This window comes from Leeuwenhoekiella sp. A2 (assembly GCF_047946655.1).
Lineage (GTDB): Bacteria > Bacteroidota > Bacteroidia > Flavobacteriales > Flavobacteriaceae > Leeuwenhoekiella.
The window spans coordinates 2,713,699-2,735,543 of the sequence record NZ_CP172311.1 but is presented as its reverse complement, the minus strand read 5'-3'; the positions used below and the strand labels follow the sequence as shown (position 1 = coordinate 2,735,543).

The window sequence follows — 21,845 nt, the reverse complement described above, 5'->3', positions numbered from 1 at the left end:
GATGAAAGAAATTTTTGATCTTGTTTCTATGAAATGCTCAAGAACTGTTACCAAGTTCTACAGCACTTCGTTTTCTACCGCCACTCAAATGCTGGCTCCCGGCATAAGACAGGATATTCATAACATTTATGGTTTTGTACGTTTTGCAGATGAGATCGTAGATAGTTTTCATGGTTATGAAAAGGAAATTCTTTTCGACCGTTTTGAAAAAGATCTTGAATATGCCCTGATTGATAAAATAAGTTTAAACCCTATCCTTAATTCATTTCAGCACACATATCATAAATATGGTATTGAGCAACATCTTGTTGATTCTTTTATGAAGAGTATGCGTCTTGATCTTACTAAGAGTAAATACCTCACTAAAGATGAGTACAAAGAGTACATCTACGGCTCTGCAGATGTTGTAGGTCTTATGTGTCTCACGGTTTTTGTGAAAGGTGATCGCAAAAAGTATGACGAACTAAAAGAATGCGCGATGAGTTTGGGTTCGGCTTTTCAAAAAGTGAATTTTTTAAGGGATCTTAAGGCAGATTATGAAGAATTAAGCCGTACTTATTTTCCCAACACAAATCTTGATAAACTTGACGAACTAAGCAAACAGCAAATTATCGCAGATATTGAGGCCGATTTTGCTAAAGGTCTGGAAGGTATTTGCAAACTGCCGGTAGAAGCTAAGTTTGGTGTTTATACCGCTTATCGATATTATCGTAAATTGCTGAGCAAATTAAAAAGTACGCCGTCTTTAGAAATTAAAAATACGCGCATACGAGTACCTAATTACGTGAAAGCGTCTCTTCTTGCGCGCAGCTATGTAAAATATAGATTAAACCTTATTTAAAATGCAAATCTTAATCTGGATTTTAGTTTTTGTCACCACATTTTGTATCATGGAGTTTATGGCGTGGTTCACGCACAAGTATGTAATGCATGGCTTTTTATGGTCGTTACACAGCGATCATCATAAAAAAGATCACGGTAGCTGGTGGGAGCGCAATGATTTTTTCTTCATCTTTTATGCACTTATTAGCATAGGCTGTTTTTTATTATGGCAGTATGAAAATGTGTGGATTGGTCTTCCTATAGGTTTAGGAATTTTCGCTTATGGTCTTACATATTTCTTTGTTCACGATATATTCATTCACCAGCGGTTTAAGATGTTTCGCAATGCTAATAATTGGTATGCAAAAGGTCTACGTCGCGCACATAAAATACATCACAAACACATAGGTAAAGAAGATGGTGAATGTTTTGGTATGCTCGTACCACCACTGAAGTTCTTTAAAACCAAATGAGTTTTTTAACTGCCGAATGGCGAAAATTATGTTTTGCCAATTACGCGGTAGATCCTAAAGTACTGCAACCTTATCTTCCGGCACATTGCGAACTAGACTTTTTTGAAGGTAAATGCTATGTGAGTTTTGTAGGTTTTCTATTTGACAACGTAAAGTTGAAAGGAATATCCATTCCTTTTCATACCAGATTTGAAGAAGTAAACCTGCGATTTTACGTGAAATATCGCGATAACGGGGTCTGGAAAAGAGGCACTGTATTTATTTCTGAAATTGTGAACAAACCTGCAATTGCCTTAATTGCCAATACGTTTTACAACGAGAAATATAGTCTTTGCGCTATGGATTATAAACACGCTCTTGGCGAAACTGAAAATACCTTCTCTTATGAGCTGAAAAGCGGGAAAAAGTGGCAGATTTTTAGCGTGACTACGGCTAAAGAACTTAAACCTTTTGCTCCAGGAAGCGCTACCGAATTTATCACAGAACATTATTGGGGCTACAGCCAGAAAAGTAAAATTCAATCAATAGAATATGAAGTGCGCCATCCTAAATGGGAAGCTTACGAAGTAAAAAACTACTCGATTGATATTGATTTTGGCGCAATTTATGGTGCTGCTTTCAGCGATTTTACCCACAAAAAACCCGATTCTGTGATGTGTATGGAAGGTTCTCCTATCTCAATAGAAGGCAAAATTTTGCTTACAAAGTAATTACTGTAAAATCCGGCTTTAAAGGATCAAGATCGTCTATGATTTTATCTACCAGATCTGAACCATATTCCAGATAAAACTCTGAAAAATTACCAACACGTTCCTGCAAATTCTGCTCAGGGAATAACTCATTTTGCAAATCTGTAAGGCGCTTTACATGATCACCCAACTTTCGCTTTTGCGCTTTAAGCAATCTTTTTTCTAAAGCGTCAAGACCTTTTAGTTGTTTTATTTCCTGAGCTTTTACTGCGCCTAAAAAAGTAGAATCTGTTTCTTCAGCGATTTTATACATCGCTTTAAATTGCTTTACCAGATGTTCTTTTTGTGGTGAAAAATCAATGTCTATATTAGAAATTTTCCTGATCTTTCTATTTACCAGATCATTTTGATTTAAGAAAATATCCTTTAAACTCAAGTCGAGTTTTTCAATTTTCTCCTGCTGTTTTTCGGTTATGATCAACGCAGAATTTCGCAAAAGTAAAATAGGAAAAGGCACACCCACAGCTTCAAAATAATCGCGCAACTCAAACCAATATGCTAGTTCGCCACCGCCGCCTATGTAACAAAGATTAGGTAAGATAACTTCCTGATAAAGCGGACGCATAATTACATTAGGACTGAATTTCTCAGGATTGCTATGCAATTCTTCAAGAATCTCTTCCTGCGTGAACTGCATCTCTTTATCGTGTACAAAATAATTACCATCGCGCTCAATAATACGCTCCCTGTAATCTTTGCCTAAATAGAACAAATTAATCTCCCGTGGATTCACCTGCACGTTATAACCGGCAACTTCAAGCGCTTCGGTTTTTGGGTTAACCGCGTTGAAAGAAGTCTGTTGGTTCAATTCCTCTTCAATATAAGGAATAAAGAGGTTTTTCAACTCCCGGCAATTTGCATCAATAATTACTAAACCATAGGCTGTAAACAAATGATTTGCCAGATACAGAGTAGCTTCAGCCAGATTATCGTGCTTTAAATATGCGTTTTCAAAAAGATCACACAATTCTTTAGCAATCTTAGTTGAGCCAATTTCTGCGCAAAATTGCTTGTGTACTGCATCCAGACCTTCGGTAGACAAATTGCCCACCGCACCTTTGTTATTATCCTGAATATCGGGCCTGTTCCACTTTACTTTTTTTCCGTGCAAACGGAAATAATTAATTTCATCAAAATCATGATCTTCTGTCGCCATCCAGTAAACCGGAACAAAATTGTGATTGGGATGTTCCTGTTTTAGCTTTCGCGAAAGCTTGATCGCACTTATTATTTTATAGAGAAAATACAATGGCCCCGTGAACAGGTTAAGTTGGTGGCCTGTTGTTATGGTAAACGTATTGCTTTCTGCCAGCAATGAAATGTTCTCACTGGTAAGGTCTGAAATCTCTAATTTCTCGTATTGCTTTCTTAAAGCTTTAACCAAAATTTCCCGATTTTCGGTCTTAAAAACCGATTTTTCAGCTATTTGAGCCGAAAATCCTTCAAGATCTGGAAACCTGTGATAAAATGATCTTACCTGCTCTTTTTGATCCAGATAGTCACATATAATTTTTGAGAAATAACCCGTTTCAGAATACGGGATATGCTGGGTGGGCATGAATTTTATTTTGACCGGTAAATATAAAAGTACAATGTGTTTTGGGCTGCTAAAGTTACGTTAATTCAGGCATACCGCATAAGTCTATTTTTAGTAGCTTTAAGGCTTCCAAACCCACAGACTCATGATCAAAAAAATTACCCTAACACTTACTCTTCTTTTTACTTTCGTACTAACCGCACAATCTTTAAAATCCCCCGCTGAATTTTTAGGCTATGAAATAGGAACTCAATTCTCGAGACATGCAGATGTTGTGCGCTATTTTGAATACGTAGCTCAAAATTCTGATTGGGTGACTTATCAGGAATACGGCAAAACCAATGAGCGCAGGCCACTCACCTACGCGGTTGTTACAACTCCTGAAAATCTGGCAAATCTTGAAACAATTCGTACAAATCAACTAAAAAACGTAGGAATCGTTTCCGGTGATTCAACTCCAGACAAAGCCATCGTATGGTTAAGCTACAATGTACATGGTAATGAGGCCAGCAGTACAGAAGCCTCAATGGCGACTTTATACGAATTGATAACTACTAAAAAAGACTGGTTAAAAAATACAGTTGTAATTATAGATCCTTGTGTAAATCCTGATGGTCGCGACAGATATGCAAACTGGTACAACCAGGTAAAAGCAACTCCTCATGATAAATCTCAGGATGCCGCAGAACACCATGAGCCATGGCCGGGCGGAAGACCAAACCACTATTTATTTGACCTGAACCGCGATTGGGCCTGGGCCACGCAAATAGAAACGCAGCAAAGACTTAAGGTTTACAATAAATGGATGCCGCATGTTCACGTAGATTTTCATGAGCAAGGCATTAATGAGCCTTATTATTTTGCGCCTGCAGCAGAACCTTTTCATGAAATAATAACCGATTGGCAGAGTGAATTTCAAAACGCAATTGGTAAAAACAATGCAAAATATTTTGATGAAAAAGGATGGTTATTCTTTACCAAAGAGCGTTTTGACCTTTTATATCCTAGTTATGGTGACACCTACCCCATGTATATGGGCGCAATTGGGATGACGTTTGAACAAGCTGGTCACGGTCGTGCAGGCTTAGGAATTAATACAGATGAAGGTTTTGAGTTAACACTTGTAGATCGCGTTGCACATCATAAAACTACCGGACTTTCTACGATAGAAGTAGCGAGCAAAAATATAGACAGATTAAATACTGAGTATAAGAAGTATTTTCAAAATTCTGATTTGAAATATAAAAGTTATGTTTTGAAAGGAAATCCCGATAAACTGGCCGCACTAGCAGAGCTTCTTGATAAACATGAAATCAAGTATGGTTATGCCGATAATGGTAAAGCCTCAGGATTTAGCTACGCGAAAAATGACTCAGGAAGTATGGAATATGAACATGCTATGGTCGTAAGTACAAACCAGCCTAAAGGTAAAATGGTAAAAGTTCTTTTTGAACCAAATGCAAAACTGAACACACCAATCACTTATGATATTACTGCTTGGAGTTTACCGGAAGCTTATGGGCTTGAAACGGTAGCTACAACGTCTTTGGTAACTGCAAATGCAACAAACCAAACTCCGGTTTACAATAATGTGGCTGATTCAAATTCGGCGGGATACATTACTAAATGGGACAGCATGAAAGATGCAGAGTTTCTTGCAGAACTTCTTAATAATGATATTAAAGTTCGCTTTACAGAAAAACCCTTTAAAAATGCTGGTGTAGATTATGGGCGCGGTTCGCTGATTATCACAAAAAGCGATAACAGAAAATTAGAAGGTTTTGATAATACAGTTATACAAATAGCAAACAAACACAACCGAAAACTAGCCACCGCAGCAAGTAGTTTTGCCACTTCAGGACCCGATTTTGGCTCACCAGATATTAAACTAATAAACAAGCAACGTGTCGCTTTATTAAAGGGTGATCAGGTTTCATCGTTGAGTTATGGCGCTACCTGGTTCTTTTTTGAGCAACAATTAAAATACCCTGTAACTTCTATCAACACAGATTATTTTGATCGTATAAACCTAGATGATTATGATGTTATCATCATGCCTAGCGGTTATTACAATGGTTATTTAAATAACAAGCTTTCAGATAAAATTAAGTCGTGGGTGCAGAGTGGCGGTAAATTGATCGCCATAGGTAACGCGGTAAGCGCTTTTGCAGGAAAAGATGGTTTTGGTCTTAGTAAAAATGAAGACGCTTCAGCTAAAAAAGACAAAGACAGTACAAACGTTGAAGAGAAATTAATTCCTTACGCTTCTCGTGAGGAAGAAAGCGTGAAGGATTTTATTACCGGAAGCATCTTTAAAACTAAAGTAGATTCAACAAATCCTATGGCTTTTGGTTATGAGGATACATATTACAGCTTAAAACTAGGTGACGATTCTTTTTCACTAATTGATAATGGTTACAATGTAGCTTACATAGGTGAAACTCCGGAAAATGTATCAGGTTTTGCGGGTGCAGATGCAAAAGCCGGACTAAAAAATTCATTGGTTTTTGGCGAAGCCAGATTAGGGAGCGGAAGCATTATTTATATGGTCGACGATCCACTTTTTAGATCATTTTGGCAAAATGGAAAACTCTTTGTTGTAAATTCAGTATTCTTTGTAAACAACAATAAATTCAGACTTTAAAATAAAACGCCTTAGTGAATATACTTGAAATAAGAATATTAGAGAGCATTGTTGCCCTTGTAATTCTTTTGTTGATCCGTTATATAATCATACGGATTGTGGTGAAGCGATACTTAAAAGCAAATTTTGATATCACACGTAAGCAGCTCACTATTAAATTAACTAACGTGCTGTTTTTTATAATGATAGCATTTTGCGTTGCTGCCATCTGGGGATTAAGCGGCAGAGATGTTTTTACCTATATCACCTCTATGCTTACAATATTAGGTGTCGCTTTTTTTGCGCAGTGGTCTTTGTTGAGCAATATAACTTCCGGGCTGATTTTGTTTTTTAACCACCCTTTGAAAATTGGAGATTACGTTGAGATTATTGATAAGGATTTTCCTATGGAAGGTCGTATTGAAAATATCACCTTGTTTTTTCTGCACTTGCGAAATGCCAACAATCAGGTTTATACACTTTCTAACACAGTAGTTGTTCAGAAAACGATGCGCATTATTGCGCCTGAAGAATTTCTTGAACACGTAGCCGAAATTGAACATCAGGCCGAAGAAAACCGGGAAGATGAAGACTTACCACCTTTGGTTTAAAAATAATTGATTTACACTTATATCTATTCGATCTAGAATGAAGAAAATTGCTATCCTATTCCTTTTCAGTTTTGCTATAATATCGTGCAATACCGAAGAAAAAAAAGACACATCGTTTAAAGTTGATTATGACGAATTTACTTTAGACAATGGTCTAACTGTAATCTTCCATGAAGACAAATCAGATCCTGTAGTAGCGGTGGCTTTAACCGCTCACGTAGGATCTGCGAGAGAAAAAGAAGGAAGAACAGGTTTTGCCCATCTCTTTGAGCACTTGTTATTTCTTGAATCTGAAAATTTAGGAAAAGGTGGTCTTGATAAACTTACCTCACGGGTGGGTGGTTCAGGAGCAAATGGATCTACTAATCGAGATCGCACTAATTATTTTCAAACAGTGCCAAAAGACGCACTGGAGAAAATGATCTGGGCAGAAGCAGATAAACTGGGTTACTTTATCAATACGGTGACTGAACCGGTTTTAGCTAAAGAAAAACAGGTTGTAAAGAACGAAAAACGCCAAAGTGTAGATAATAATCCGTACGGACATCAACGAGAAATTATACATCGTAACCTCTACCCAAGTGATCATCCCTATAACTGGGAAGTAATTGGTTCTTTAGACGATCTACAAAACGCTACGCTTGCTGATGTGAAAGAATTTTACAGAAGATGGTATGTGCCCAATAATGTAACATTAACAATTGCCGGTGATTTTGATAAAGAGCGGGCCAAAGAATGGGTGAAAAAATATTTTGATGAAATTCCAAGAGGTGAAGACATTCCTGAATTAGAAAAGGAAATCCCTACACTTACTGAGACTAAAGAATTTTACTATGAGGACAATTTCGCACGATTACCTCAACTTACGATGACGTGGCCGGGACCTTATGCATATCATCCTGACACTTATCCCCTATCTATTCTTGCGACTTATCTATCTGATGGAAAAGAAGCACCGCTGTACAAGGTTCTGGTAGAGCAAAAGGAATTAACTACAAATCCCTACATGTACTCACAGGATTCTGAGTTGGCAGGAGAAATCACAATACAGGTACGCGGTAATGACGGTGTAGATCTGGATAGCATTGCAAAAGGTATACAAACAGCTTTAACTAATTTCGAAGCTAACGGAATCTCAAAAAAAGATCTTAAGCGCATTCAGGCGTTACAGGAAACGAGATTTTACAACAGCTTAAACAGTGTGTTAGGTAAGGGTTTTCAGCTGGCTCAGTATAATATATTTGCTGGTGACCCGGGATACATCAATAAAGACGTAGACAAAATGCTTGCTGTCACAACAGACGATGTTATGCGAGTTTATGAGAAGTATATAAAGAATAAGAATTTTATTGCGACCAGTTTTGTTCCTAAAGGTGAACCAGAATTAGCGTTAGCTAACTCTACACCAGCTGAAGTTGAAGAAGAAAAAATTGTAGAAGGTGCAGAAGAAACTTTTGACCCCAGTATTACAGCTACCTATGAGCGTACTCCGTCAAGTTTTGATAGAACTGTAGAACCGCCTTATGGTGAAAGTCCGGAAATAAAAGTGCCTGAAGTATGGCGTGATGAGTTAGAGAATGGTTTAGGGATTCTGGGTATTGAGAATGATGAAGTTCCGCTTGTAAATTTCTCACTTACTATTGACGGTGGTCAGCTTTTAGAAAATCAGGATTTACCGGGAGTGGTAAATCTTCTTGCGGAAATGATGACTAAAGGAACCGCTACTAAAACGCCTGTAGAATTAGAACAGGAGATTGAGCTTTTAGGTTCTTATATTTCTATAAATGCCCAACCGGAAAATATTACCATTTCGGGTACTTCGCTTGCCAAGAATTATGATAAGACAATGGCTCTGGTAGAAGAAATGATTCTGGAGCCGCGTTGGGATGAGGAAGAATTTAAACTGGCTAAAAAAGATGCCTCTACTCAAATAGAGCAGCAATTATCTAACCCACGTAGTGTTGCAGACAATGCTTTCGCGAAAGCGATCTACGGAACAGATAATATCCTTTCTCAAAATACATTAGGAACTTCTGAATCGATTGAAAAAATCACCCTGGGAGATCTAAAATCATTCTACAAGTCAAATTTATCGCCTTCTCTGGCCAATTTACATGTTGTAGGAGCAGTTGATAAAGAAACTGTTATGAGTTCGTTAAGCGACTTAGAGCAAAAATGGGAAGCAAAAGATGTTGCAATCCCCATAATTGAAGTGCCGCAGGCACCCGAGAAACCAATCGTATATTTTATTGATGTTCCCGGTGCAAAGCAGTCGCAGTTGCGCATAGGCTACCCTGCACTTGCCGCCAGTGATCCTGACTTTTATAATGCTGATGTGATGAATTATCGTCTAGGTGGCGGTGGTTTTGCCAGCCAACTTACACAGGAATTACGGGAGACCAAGGGCTATACTTATGGAGTAAGATCTCATTTTGAGGGGAGTAAAACTACTGGTCCTTTTGTCATAAGCAGCGGGGTAAGAAGCAATGTAACATCTGAAAGTCTCAAGTTGATCGATTCTATAATCACCAACTACAGCAACAATTTTACCGAAAATGACTTGGAACTTTCTAAAAATTATGAAATAAAAAGTAGCGCTCGTTCTTTTGAAACTGCTAATGCTAAACTTAATTTTCTGGAAAATCTAAGTGCCTATAATTTTAAAGATGATTATATGCTAAGTAGACAAGCTGGTCTTAAAAATATGAATTTAGACGCTATGAAAGCGCTTGCTACTAATTATGTAAATCCTGAACATATGATTTACGTTGTCGCTGGTGATGCAGAAACCCAGCTTCAGAAATTAAAGGAAACGGGAATAGGTGAAGTAAAACTGGTTGATGAAAATTTGAAACCAGTGGAATAGCTTATTCGGTAAAATCAGATACAGGGAAAATAGCCGTGATTACAGATGACTTATTCTCAAGATTTGTTGTCCATGCGAAGTATAAATGATCATTTAGCAATGCCATTTGTGGAAAGCCGCTTGAGCGTTCTGCACTTGACGTTGCTATTTGTATAGGTTGAGATCTTACACCTTCTTTATTAACTTTCATAGCCACGATCACATCTTTACTTGCTACGGTTTCTAACCACGAAACCACTGCTGTATTCTCATCTAACATTTCAACATCTATACGACCTATTGGTTTACCACTATCAAGCCTGATTGCAGGATCAAATGATTCCCCACCATTCCCTGAAAATACTATTTGCACTTTAGGTTTGTCATTAGCAGCACTAAACCATGCTACGGCAACTGTATTCTTATAAGCACTCGCTCGAGGACCATTAACAGGACAGCCGTTAAGTTGCCAGTTATCTTTTGAAATAACCTTTGGCGTAGACCAAATTGTATCTTGTAAACGCACGATACTAATGTCTCTCACTTCTTTTTCATCTTCAGAACGATCACGGTAAACTATTACAGGACCATCATCTGGAACCGCAATTGACGTCTGGCAACAATCACAAACACGATCATCAATAAGATATTCTTCTAATTTATTCCCTTCCGGGTTAATAATAGCTGCTCGAACGGTCATTTGATTGAGTGCTTTGTTCTCATTTACAGTATTTCTGCCATCGAGCCAGGAAGCGATGAAATTTTCGCCATATGGCATTAGCGAAACAAAGCCATGCTCTGCCTGCACATGATCCTCATTTAACAGAATTGAATGCCCCCAGGTACCGTCTGCTGCTTTTACTTTATACTTTATATCGTAAGTGTATTTACCGCTCGCTGATTTCTGTAAAAAATGAGCTATAAAAACCTCCTTATTTGCGGAAAAAATCGGGTAATCTGCCCAATTATTGAACCAGTCTGTGCCGCTTGCAATGGTGTCTGGATTGCTCCAAACGGAATCTCGACTTTGTGAATACAACAGGGTATACAGACTGTCATTTGTCTTTTCTACCCAACTAAGAAAAACAGAATTATCACTAGAAAACAAAGAAGGTTCTGAAGTTATCCCGGTAGCAGGAGAAGTGGTGATTTTTAGCCCTAAATCTTCATTTTTGGTGCTTTTTGAACCGATTTTATTATCGTTCTTACAACAAGTAAACGCTAATAATAGTATAAGTATAAATGGAGGTGATACTAAATTTTTATATTTCATTGATTTCTTTCTGAAGCAGTTGAAGTTCTTGCTTTTGTTTTGAATTGAAAAACTTGATCTCGATCATCTCGCCATTAGCTTTACCTGAATTAACGATAAGGTTATTTCGAGTTACAACAAATGATGTTATTTCCTTAGCATTATATTCAATAGCTTTTCTATCTAAATATTTTATGGTAAGCTTATGATGATCCCACTTAATTTTTATCACATTATTTTTCAGTTGATATATTCCGTAGCACACCCAGCAAAAACCAACAATAAGTTGGAAGACTAATATAATCTTATTTGAGGTTTCAAAGATTAACCTATAAAAATTGATAGCTATAAAGAGCGTACCCAAGATGATCCAAAGTCCAGCTTTTTTTCTATTAATTCTTCCTTCAATTACCTGCATATTAAGTTGACTAAATGATAACTAATATAACAAAAGTATTTTATAGAAATATGACAAAAAGAAAAGGAGGCAAATGCCTCCTTTTTCTATCCTTTAGAAATTTTCAATTAATGTTCAATAACAAGTTTTAGTTGCTGAGTTGACCCATTATCCTGAGTAAGAGATATAATATATATTCCTGATTGGAATTTCTCTACTGGCAAAATATATTGCTGCCCCTCTTTCACCTTAGCGGGATCGAAAGCCTGAATTGTGCTTCCCCTTAGATCCTGTATCGCAATCTGTTTTAAGGAAATTGCACCGTTTGCAATGGTAATACTTACATTATCTGCCGCCGGGTTAGGATACATAACTATGTCTGTATCTTTTAACATCGTAGGATTGTATGAAGCTAATTTCTCTTTGCTTAGAGCTGATTCTTCTACTACAGAGAAAGTAAAGCTATCTGGTGATGCCATTAAACCATTAAGATCAGTTGCCGTAACTTTTATATTATAATTAAGACCTACTGATGAAGGCGATATTCCACTGAAGACGCCTGTGGCATTATCTAAACTCAACCACTCTGGTAAGGGCGAACCATCACTAAGTGTCGCAGTAAAACTTAATTCATTACCGGGATACCCATTATTGAAGAATCCTCTGATATTATAGGCAAAATAAGAATTTGTTGCAACGAGATAAGAGTCTATTTTTGATGCAGATGGTTTGCCTTCTGGTCTTATATTAATGAAGTAAATTGTATTATCCTGCCAGTCACAATTAGCGGCTCCAGATCCACAACCATTCCCAATGTTATCCTGGGCTACAATATATTCATTTGGTATAAGATTTCCATTTTGATCAATTACTTTATAAACCCTGACTCCTAACAGATCCTGTCTAGCGCCGACTAAATTATTACCACCACTGGTTAAGTAGTTGTTAACAGCAATCCTGAAAGGATTCGGAACAGATTTAGAATAGCCATAATTAAGCAGTTCATTGCCGGTATTTCTGGGCAATAAGGATTGATAGTAGTACTCACTATGAACCATAGCTATACTTCCTGTTGATCTATTTGTACTATTTGGCTCAACAAATTTTACCTCATTTGAGCCTCTCCCATGCAATGCTGACATTTGTATTGCCCAGATAGGTTTATTAGGATCAGCTTGCACAAAAGTAGGAGATAATATCAAATCTCCTTCATAACCTGCATCTACGTTCGCAGCTTTAGGATAATTTGAACTTGGCCTATATTTTAAAGAATTAGGCGGATCAATTGTACCCTGATCATTCACTAGACTAAGCATATTTGTTTTAAAACCAAATGCATTTAATACCTCCTGTGCATTGATCTCAATGTTATTTTCCGGTATTGGTGAATAGCCTCCATGCAAAGTTGCAATTCCCTCTGAACCATTATCTGCATTGGATACTATTTGAATGCTTTCTTTAAACATTTTATTAGTAAAATCAGTAGTCTTACCTATAAATGAAATTTCTATATCTCTATAATTACCAGGCGCAATTGTTAATGGAAATGTCACGGCTTCGTCATTTGCAGGAAGTATACTATAGGTAAATGCATTCATATTTGAAATAATCAAATCTGAAATAACCAAATTACCACTGCCATTGTTATGCAAACGCATAACATTTGTATCATTATCCAAAGCTTGCCCTGGGTTTCCTAATCTATGGAATGTGTAATAGTCATCTGCTGGAAATGATCGTTTGAGATATGGGATTTTTGTCATATTCTCAATTTTTAATATTGCATTAGTTACCGGCTCAATTACAAAGCTGAATTTCTCATTTGAAATATTTCCAAAACCATCAGTGGCTATCACCTTAAGTATGTGCTCTCCAGCAGCTGAAACTTTGAATGTGCCATTATATATTATTAGTGCCTGATCATCTAGAACATATTCTATTTTGATATCATCACTACCGCTTCGAACCTCGGCACTAAGAGAGACATTAACATTACCTCTGTATGTGTCTTCATCATAATTAAGACCATCAAAAGATGCAGTGATTAAAGGAGTTAGTAAGCCCCGGTTGAATGGAATTATTTCAATATAATTCATTTTTGTATTGAGTCCTCCCCTTCCTAAAGAAAGACGCAGTATACCATTAGAAACTTCTATCAATTCTGTATTACTATAATGGGTAAGTCCTTCCGGATTATTATCAGCCTGATTGAAATTAATAATATTTATTCCATTTACATCCAAAACATGATTACTATCCATAAAATTAGGATCTCCAACACTAATTTTAACTTCATAAAAACCATTAGGAATTTCAGCAAGCCAGTTCAAGGTTGGATTAGCACTTTGATTTGGATGACCAAGATGTGTGAATGTATTTAATAAGGGGCCAAACTTAACGTTATTTCTATTTCTGGCACTTAGGTTCTCTGCCGGTGTTAATGTTCCTGGCTTAACCCATCCAAAATTTAAATCTCCCACCACACTGCTTTGCAAGCTATAAGCCTCACCTACATCATCAGTATAACCTGGAGGCGATGACAGTAAATCGCTTGATGTTTGAAAGTTAAATAGATATGTAAACACATCTTCTTCTGTCACATCTACTACAACTACGGCAGAAGCACTCTCATAATTGGGGGCACTTGCTATTACCTGACCTCTATAAGTACCTACGGCTAAATTTTCAACGTTAACATCAATCTCTATAGGTGTATCTAATTTAAAAGTATTCGGAAGAATTATCCAATCCTCTGTTGCTGATAAAGTTATCTCTGAGCCTGTTATTTGAGATGTTGATGAAAGTACTAAACTTTCTTTTCTTAATAAATCCTGCTTCGCAGACTTGACATAGCCCACTCCCGGCTTATCGAAGCTAAGAACCAAAGTCCCTTCCTCATATGGTCTTGCATTTTCTACGATAAAAAGAAAATCATTATAATCACCATTTGCATCATCATAAGCAAGTAGATAACTATCTTTTATTAAATTTCCTTTCCTATCCTTTACAGGGTAAACTCTTGTTAAATGATTGTTTTCAACCTCATTTAAGATATCTTCTGTATAGGTTATACCAGCATAAGTTTGAATATAAAATCCAAATACATTTCCAGCTGGATCAAAATTTGTAATTCCAGAGCTTATTTCAGGATAAAGAGTTTGTGAATTAGCATTATCTGAAGCAAGTGATGCAAGAGTAGTTCGCTCTAATGATCCAGAATCATCTGTATACCAACCAAATGGTAAAGCATGTTTATTTGAGTATCTTGCTACAGGTGTTATTTTTACTTCTCCCGGACCAGCTTTAATCCATTTTTCACCTTTTACCTCGTCACCTCTTAGGTTAGGAGTATATGGCATGATTAATTGATCTGTCCAACCTGTAGTTATACCTATCCCCAGCACATTTACAATATCTTGAATAATAGGCTCCGCTCCACCGCCATAACCCTCTTTCTTAAGACCATAAAGCCCGATATTCAGCATTGGGTTTACTTTATCATTACTTAGTATTACCAAATTAGCATCTTGATAGCCCAATGATGTATTTTTTAACTCTGGAGTAAAAACGACAGAAAAGTTTAGACTTTCTCCAGGACTGAGCGAAATAGCTTCTGTTATAGGGGTAATTTCAAACTCAGATGCGAAATTTCCATTTATATAAATTTTGGATATCTTAACAGGCTCATTACCTGAGTTTTGTATTTTTAAAATTTCCTCATCTATTTGTGGACCATCGTCATTTACTGTTGTTTCAAAAATCATCTCTTCCGGCGTAACAACAAGTTTGTCTTTGCCTGAAGCGGGTTCATTAGCCTTGACCAGAGTTAAACGAGGAACTCCGTTCATATCTCGGTCGTATTCTGATATATATAAATTTCCTGTCTTAAGATCCTCAACAATATCCAGTGGATCATCAAAACCACCTAACCCCGGAATATTATTATAAGTTTCAGCAATATCCCCGTTTGAGTCTGGATACATTGCCATAATATCATCTTGACCACTAAATCTACAAACCATTATAAGACCTTGTAACCTTCCTCCAAAGGAATCACTCTTGTATTCAATAACTCCATTTGGGGATTTATTTTTTCCGAAATCATACGCCGGTTCCAAATAATTAGGATCAGGACCTATTAATTCTCCATAATTCGCTACATCAACATATGATGATTCAAATTGACCGGGTAAACCACTATAGGGCCGGCCCCCATGGTTAAGCACAAACTCACCTCTTAATGGGTTAGGATGACCATGATAACTTCCGCCTTGAGTTTTAAATAACCAATCCTTTTGAGTCTCCCCACCATTTAATGCCGGAATATCTGGCATTTCATCCGCAGTCAAACCATCTATCCTATGTGCAAAAGTATAATTCAAGCTACTAGGTGATTTAGGAGAAGTACTATTGTTACCCGCTGTACCATTAGTAGGAGCATATAACCAACCATTAGAATGCCACAGTAAATCATAAGTATTTCTATACCCTGTTGAAAATATAGTTAAAGGAGAATTAGGCGAATAGGGATTATAAGTCCCATCACTCAATTTTATACTACTTGTATTTACACCAGCATTGATAACATCAATATTATCTGTGGTATATGCACTTAAAGGGAGACTTGGTAAAGCATTTAACTTATCGATGTCAATTTTAAGTACAGCAGCAGATAATAGCCTTTCTGGTCGATTACCCCATATAGCATCAGGAGCGCCACCGGCCGTATTACTACCCTGACTAATAAACATATCTCCATTTTCATCAAAAGCGATGGCATTTGTAAAGTGATCACCTACAGATCTTGGAAGATGCTCAACGATATCCTGAACCTGAGAAAGATCAGGCCCTGAAAGCCTCGTGATCTTTCCATCCCATTCCGGACCTCCTGATAATGCTGCCATACTATGCGTAACATATGCTATAAGATTATCTGCAGTAGATGATGGATCGAAAGTAAAGCCTATAATGAGACGGGTATGGTTATTTCTATCAATTCCAGGAATTGTAGGAAAAGAAGAACCTCTTAAGTCTGGAGTTAAAACTTTGAGGTTACTTAAAGTCCCATCATCCTCTATATTCCATCTATAAATTTTACCATCTTCATCACTAAAATTACCTAAAGTGCTAGCATATAATCTTCCATCCGGCCCTATAGCAAGACTTGAAAATCTTTCTCCAGATGTTCCTTCACCCAAATCGGGACCCCCTGAAACCTTAGTAAATTCAATTCCACTTATATCTTTTATATAATTAACGTTCTCATCCTTATCTCCTGTTGTAAAACCTGATTGAAAAGTTGCAAAAGGTAAACGGTCTTCAACGTCACCAATTCTATTAGCCTCTACTCCCGCTATTCTAAAAACATAATTAGTATTTTCTTCAAGGGGTTCAAGAGGTGTTAAAGTAATTGCATCACCACCACCAGTATCATTCGAATTAGAAGGAATTAAAACTTCATTTCCAGGTGTTACTTTATATAATTGAATTCCCTCAAGAGTTCCTGCATCCATTTCATACCCATCTGGAATAATTACCTCAACATTGATTTGAAAATCTCTTATAAGTACATTTCTACTATTATCCTTAGGTGTAACGTTAACAAAATGTGGTTGTGAAGCAATTGATGTGGCCGCAATTTCGATGTAATCCAATTTAGTATTAAATCCACCGAAAGCTTCGATCGTAAGGCGCCCATCAGTTACCAATACTTCCTCAGCAGTTGCTGAGGCAAATCTATTACTTGATGCTAATTCACCACTAGGAACAAATCCGTTAATAATATTAACTCCTTCGGCATTTATGGTATGTGACGGAGTCGTTCCGGTACCATCAATTGAACCATCACCAACTCCTACCGTCACTTTATACCCACCATTAGGTACACTTATTTCCCAAACACCCTCTTTGGCAACCCCACTGGTTCCGTTAACATTATTATACTGAACATGAATAAGCGTATTCTGCAGATCTGTTAACCCGATAAGCCCTCTACTCCTAGTATTTAAAGAGAGATCTATAGGCTCTTTATTTTTGGTGAGCCAACCATATTTATAACCATTTCCCCTTTCATCGAATCCTTTTCCTGAATCACGTAAATATCCTGAAGGTGGTTCATCAGACGCAGTAGAAAAATTAATTTTAATAGGTTCATAAGAAACCACATTGGCCGTGACAAGAATTGACACATTTGCAGTTGTTACATTATCACCATCTCCTACCTCTACTACTAAGACATATTCAGTAGTTTCTGTATTGAGTAATTTAATAGTAGTGATTTTACCAGAGTTTTCATCAATAGCAAACATGCTGTCCTCATTACCAGATACTATCTCAAAACTAAAAGAATTAGATTCAAGATCTCTGGCAGGGACAGTCCCTACTGCTGTACCAACCACAGCCTCTTTCCATACCGTAAATGACTGATCATCTACAACAGGTGGTTGATTTTCATAGGCAGTTACATCCAGATTTACTTCTAATGACGCGGGTTTGAATCCTTTTGCACTTGCAACTATATTAGCAGTACGTTTATCACCTAAAGTAAGGTTTTGTGTATTTACCATAAAGCCATAATTGCCTACAGAATTTGCTTCTGGTAGGGTCAACCAATCATTTGACGTGGTGTTATAATTATCGCCTGAATTAATATTATCTTTTAATACTAAACCCACATCGGTAGCTCCAGATCCGGATAAATTAGAATAAAAGGTACTAGCCGCATCTTCTCCTTGCGATAAATTAGCTTCCGTCACATTAAATTCTAAGTTTCCATTGACTGGTGTATCAGAACTTTCTACAACATCAACATAGTTAATTTTAGAATTAAATCCACCCAATCCATTTATAGTCAATAAATTATCACTGACATTAACTACAATAGTCCCAGATTTGTTTTCATAAGGTTTAGGAGCAAATGCTGGAATTATAGTGTATCCTTCTACTGTTGCACTGTGACGACTGTCTGTATCAATACTTTCATCACCTAGACCTATGGTAACTGCATATGTACCATTAGGAATTTGCAATTCCCAAAACAGTTCTGATCCTCTTGGTTGTGAACTCCATATACGTTGAGAACCATCGGGATTTAAAATATTGTCACCTTGAAAATGTACCAAAGTACCTTCTAACTGTTGTTGCTTTGAAGAGGTAGCATATGAAGAAACTATTCTATTTCTACCAATCCCATTTCCATTACCCGATACATCGCTTGATGCATCGAACGGAAGACCGGTCTGCATGTTTTTCCACCCATAGCTAAATGAAGTTTCATTTATCTTAACACTGGCATTACCATATTGTTTACCATAATCCTTTAAATACCCAGATGGTGGAATCGTGCTTTGATCCTGAAAGTTAATATGTGCCTCAAAACTTGCAACAGAAGGAGTATTCTCAAAAACATTCACTGTCCATTCCTGTTGACTTCCATCTTCCGCCGTGATAATATACTTCACAGGAGCTCTAAAATCTGTACCTACTGGGGGATTTATAATAGCATGGGGCGAAATTTTAAAGGTGGGATTAAGATTATTTAAAGCGGTACCATATGGTACGCCTATTTTCACTTCATGTTTTGTATCATCTATTATGGCATCTTCTGATTGAGAAGGTAAAGAAAACGACAAAAAGCTTTTATCTGAACTTGGAACAACATCGCTTACATTTATTGTTAAGTATCCAGATGAGATGTTTGTAGGATCACTAACTTGAACCTCTAAAACATATTGCTTAGTAGACGAATTAATAAGCTGAGCTGTTGTAAGTTCACCAGAAACAGTATCCAAATTAAATAGCCCTTCTTCATTACCTGATATGATTGAGAAGGATAAGGTGTCTGATTCAGTATCAGTGGCTGCAACAGTTCCAATTAAATGCCCTATATCTTCTCCTGCCCACACTTTAAAACTTTGATCTTCTACCAATGGAGGTGAATTTTCATACTCTACCACAGTCATATTAATATTTACAACTGCAGGACTAAAGCCTTTCGCTGTAGCGATAACCTTATTAGAGCGCGTATCACCTATATTCAAGGAGGTGGTATTCCCTGTAAAATTCAGTATTCCTGGTTTTAAAGTACTTGGTAATTCTAACCACTCATTCTTATTAGTTATATTTTGGTTTCCCGAATTAATATTATCGCTAATTACAAATCCTATATATCCAGTATATCCAGCACCTATTCCACTAAGAGTGGTTGAAAACAAATCAGTTGTATTATTTGATAATTCTATATCCAACAGAGAGGAATCAAATGATAGAGAACCATTAACCGGCGTACCCCCACTGGGAGTAATGTCTATAAAATTTATTTTTGAATTGAACCCCCCTAAACCATTTATTGTAAGTAAGCCATCAGTGACCTCAACAATCATTGTTCCTTGCCGTGTTTCTCCTAAAGAAGGGGCATACGCTGGAATAATTGTATATCCTTCAACAGTTGCACTATGTCTACTATCTACATAACTTATATCTCCAAGTCCAACTCTTACCTCATATGTACCATTTGGAATCTCAATTTCCCAATATAATTCATTCCCCCTAGGTTGCGAACTCCATAATTGACTACTAGCATCGGCATTTAGAGCATTATCACCTTGGAAATGAACTAAAGTTCCATCTAATTTTTGTTGAATCGTAGATGAAGAGTAAGATGATGAAATTCTATTTCTTCCCACTCCATTACCATTTCCAGCAGCATCACTTGAAGCATCAAATGGTTGTTCTGTAATTTTATTTTTCCAACCATACTTATAGCTATAAGAACCAGATGTTAATGATGAAAAACCAAATTGTTTTCCATAATCGGCCAAATAGCCAGGGGGCGATAAAGTCGATTTATCCTGAAAATTAATATGCGCTTCAAAACTATCTGGTTGCAAAATTGAAACGTTTACCAACCAGTCCTGAATGGTTGATTTATCTTCAGCTGTTACAGTATATTTTACTTGATTAGTAAAATTAGACACGTTCACAGGAGTGATCACAGCTCCTTCAGAAACTGATATAGAAGGGTTTAAATTTGAAAGATCTGTGCCATAATCCACTTGAATGTTAATAGTATGATCGGCTGTATCGATAGTAGCCGATTCTGTCTGCTCTGCGAGAACAAAAGTTAAAATATCATTAGCGATGCTAGGGGAATTAGTGTTGACATTAATAATTACATCCCCATACACTGCATTCGCCCCATCACCGGCCTCTACTATAAGAGTATACTGAGACACGATAGAGCCCAAATTATCCGCTATTGCGATCTCGCCGGATAGAGGATTAATCTTAAATTTTGAATCAGAATTACCTGCTACAATAGCATAATTTAAACTTGATTCAGCATCTACCTTTATCTGACCTACTTGAGATCCAACAGCTGCTCCTGACCAAACAGTGAACGTTTGATTCTTTATAGATGGTAAATCAAGAGATACTATGTCAATTGAATTGATTTTAGTATTAAATCCACCTTTTGCATCTAAAGTCAATTTATCATCGGTTACCAGAACTTGAGCAGAACCTGAAGTAAATCTAGAAGAAGACCCACCTCCACCAGTTGGAATAAAAGAGTCAACCGCATTAATATTTTCCACATTTATGTTATGCCTAGGAATAGCAGAAGAACCATCCACATCAGAATCCCCGACTCCAATAGTACTTTTGTAATAACCATTTGGAACAGATATTTCCCAGACACCTTCTGTATTAACACCTCCATTGCCTCCTACATCACCAAACTGCATGTGGAGAAGAGTATTTTTAACAAGGCTTAAAGTTGAATTATTCCTATTTCTAGTATTTAAAGACAGGTCAATGGGAGATTTTGTATTTTCATCAATCCAACCATAATTATAGCTGTTACCTCTATTACCATAAGCAGCACCTTTATCGCCTAAATAACCAGTAGGAACTGAAGAAGATGGGTCCTGAAAATTAATATGTACTTCAAAGGTATTTTCTTCGAGAGTTTTAACTGTAACTTGCCATGCCTGACTTGAACCACCGTTGTTTACTATATAAGTGACAACATCTGCAAAATTTCTGGACACACCAGACGCAGGCATAATAGTTGCGCTTGGAGACACTGTAATTTCAGGTTTTACAGATGATATTTTAGTACCATAAGGTACTTCAACTTCCACTGTATGATTTACATCATCAATAACAACAGGAGAGCTGTTAAGCGATTCAAATTTAAAATCAACTATAGAAACCGCTACAGATACATTACTTCTTGTCGATTTTGACTCGTCTTTAAACTCATCATGACCTATATATGTATGTACATTAGAATTTTTAGGTTGAGTTTTAATCTTAGGATCTGAAGAGAATGACCATGCAACCTGACCTGTCAATAAGAGACAGAACAATGCAAATAGAACTGATTTCGACTTAAAAATAATAGTGAGTAATTTCATTTTCATTTCACAAAAGCAATAAATTAAATATCCAATAATAGAGAATCATGCCAAACCTGTCCAGATGGTTAGTCTGAAATTGAGCAAAGCACTAAAGGGGAAGTTGGGTAGCTAATTT

General features: G+C 36.9%; 10 protein-coding genes. 6 read left to right on the top strand and 4 right to left on the bottom strand.

Going from position 1 to position 21,845, the window contains the following annotated elements; genetic code table 11:
* The first annotated feature begins 1 nt into the window (after position 1).
* From ACH3PA_RS12050 to ACH3PA_RS12040, 3 genes are read left to right on the top strand one after another with little or no spacing between them, the layout of a single operon-like run.
* Entirely contained in the window at positions 2-841 is an 840-nt protein-coding gene (locus ACH3PA_RS12050; RefSeq protein ID WP_416448203.1) for a phytoene/squalene synthase family protein, read from the top strand.
* A gap of 1 nt (position 842) precedes the next feature.
* Positions 843-1,295, top strand: coding sequence for a beta-carotene hydroxylase (locus ACH3PA_RS12045; protein ID WP_416443879.1), 453 nt, complete (start codon positions 843-845; stop codon positions 1,293-1,295).
* On the top strand, positions 1,292-2,005 hold the full coding sequence (locus ACH3PA_RS12040) for a YqjF family protein (protein ID WP_416448202.1): 714 nt from the start codon (positions 1,292-1,294) through the stop codon (positions 2,003-2,005). The genes ACH3PA_RS12045 and ACH3PA_RS12040 overlap by 4 nt, the downstream gene beginning before the upstream one ends.
* Here ACH3PA_RS12040 and bshC read toward each other — a convergent pair.
* Complete coding sequence (gene bshC / locus ACH3PA_RS12035; protein ID WP_416448201.1) at positions 1,995-3,602, bottom strand: bacillithiol biosynthesis cysteine-adding enzyme BshC; 1,608 nt, start codon at positions 3,600-3,602, stop codon at positions 1,995-1,997. The two genes, ACH3PA_RS12040 and bshC, sit on opposite strands and share 11 nt — an antisense overlap.
* Positions 3,603-3,726: 124 nt before the next feature.
* On the opposite strand from bshC, the gene ACH3PA_RS12030 reads away from it, so the two are divergent.
* Genes ACH3PA_RS12030 through ACH3PA_RS12020 form a run of 3 tightly spaced genes read left to right on the top strand, consistent with a single transcriptional unit; the run spans position 3,727 to position 9,681 of the window.
* Positions 3,727-6,225 (top strand): M14 family metallopeptidase, encoded by a 2,499-nt coding sequence (locus tag ACH3PA_RS12030; protein WP_416448200.1) that lies wholly within the window; start codon positions 3,727-3,729, stop codon positions 6,223-6,225.
* 14 nt (positions 6,226-6,239) lie between these two features.
* The gene (locus ACH3PA_RS12025) at positions 6,240-6,815 is read left to right on the top strand and encodes a mechanosensitive ion channel domain-containing protein (RefSeq protein WP_416443888.1); all 576 of its coding nucleotides are present in this window, start codon (positions 6,240-6,242) and stop codon (positions 6,813-6,815) included.
* 37 nt (positions 6,816-6,852) lie between these two features.
* Positions 6,853-9,681 (top strand): M16 family metallopeptidase, encoded by a 2,829-nt coding sequence (locus ACH3PA_RS12020; protein WP_416448199.1) that lies wholly within the window; start codon positions 6,853-6,855, stop codon positions 9,679-9,681.
* 1 nt (position 9,682) lies between these two features.
* On the opposite strand, the gene ACH3PA_RS12015 is transcribed toward ACH3PA_RS12020, so the two are convergent.
* The 3 genes from ACH3PA_RS12015 to ACH3PA_RS12005 form a co-directional block, all read right to left on the bottom strand.
* Positions 9,683-10,933 carry a hypothetical protein gene (locus ACH3PA_RS12015; RefSeq protein ID WP_416448198.1) on the bottom strand — a complete coding sequence of 417 codons (1,251 nt, stop codon included), beginning with the start codon at positions 10,931-10,933 and terminating at the stop codon, positions 9,683-9,685.
* The gene (locus ACH3PA_RS12010) at positions 10,923-11,330 is read right to left on the bottom strand and encodes a hypothetical protein (RefSeq protein WP_416448197.1); all 408 of its coding nucleotides are present in this window, start codon (positions 11,328-11,330) and stop codon (positions 10,923-10,925) included. Before ACH3PA_RS12010 ends, ACH3PA_RS12015 begins: the two co-directional genes overlap by 11 nt.
* Positions 11,331-11,437: 107 nt before the next feature.
* Positions 11,438-21,727 carry a cadherin domain-containing protein gene (locus tag ACH3PA_RS12005; RefSeq protein ID WP_416448196.1) on the bottom strand — a complete coding sequence of 3,430 codons (10,290 nt, stop codon included), beginning with the start codon at positions 21,725-21,727 and terminating at the stop codon, positions 11,438-11,440.
* Between the last annotated feature and the right edge of the window lie 118 nt (positions 21,728-21,845).

What these genes read in the sequence shown, in the direction of transcription:
- ACH3PA_RS12015 (WP_416448198.1), bottom strand. Translation starts at nt 10,933, where the DNA reads ATGAAATATAAAAATTTAGTATCACCTCCATTTATACTTATACTATTA.
- ACH3PA_RS12040 (WP_416448202.1), top strand. Translation starts at nt 1,292, where the DNA reads ATGAGTTTTTTAACTGCCGAATGGCGAAAATTATGTTTTGCCAATTAC.
- ACH3PA_RS12045 (WP_416443879.1), top strand. Translation starts at nt 843, where the DNA reads ATGCAAATCTTAATCTGGATTTTAGTTTTTGTCACCACATTTTGTATC.
- ACH3PA_RS12005 (WP_416448196.1), bottom strand. Translation starts at nt 21,727, where the DNA reads ATGAAATTACTCACTATTATTTTTAAGTCGAAATCAGTTCTATTTGCA.
- bshC (WP_416448201.1), bottom strand. Translation starts at nt 3,602, where the DNA reads ATGCCCACCCAGCATATCCCGTATTCTGAAACGGGTTATTTCTCAAAA.
- ACH3PA_RS12010 (WP_416448197.1), bottom strand. Translation starts at nt 11,330, where the DNA reads ATGCAGGTAATTGAAGGAAGAATTAATAGAAAAAAAGCTGGACTTTGG.
- ACH3PA_RS12030 (WP_416448200.1), top strand. Translation starts at nt 3,727, where the DNA reads ATGATCAAAAAAATTACCCTAACACTTACTCTTCTTTTTACTTTCGTA.
- ACH3PA_RS12050 (WP_416448203.1), top strand. Translation starts at nt 2, where the DNA reads ATGAAAGAAATTTTTGATCTTGTTTCTATGAAATGCTCAAGAACTGTT.
- ACH3PA_RS12020 (WP_416448199.1), top strand. Translation starts at nt 6,853, where the DNA reads ATGAAGAAAATTGCTATCCTATTCCTTTTCAGTTTTGCTATAATATCG.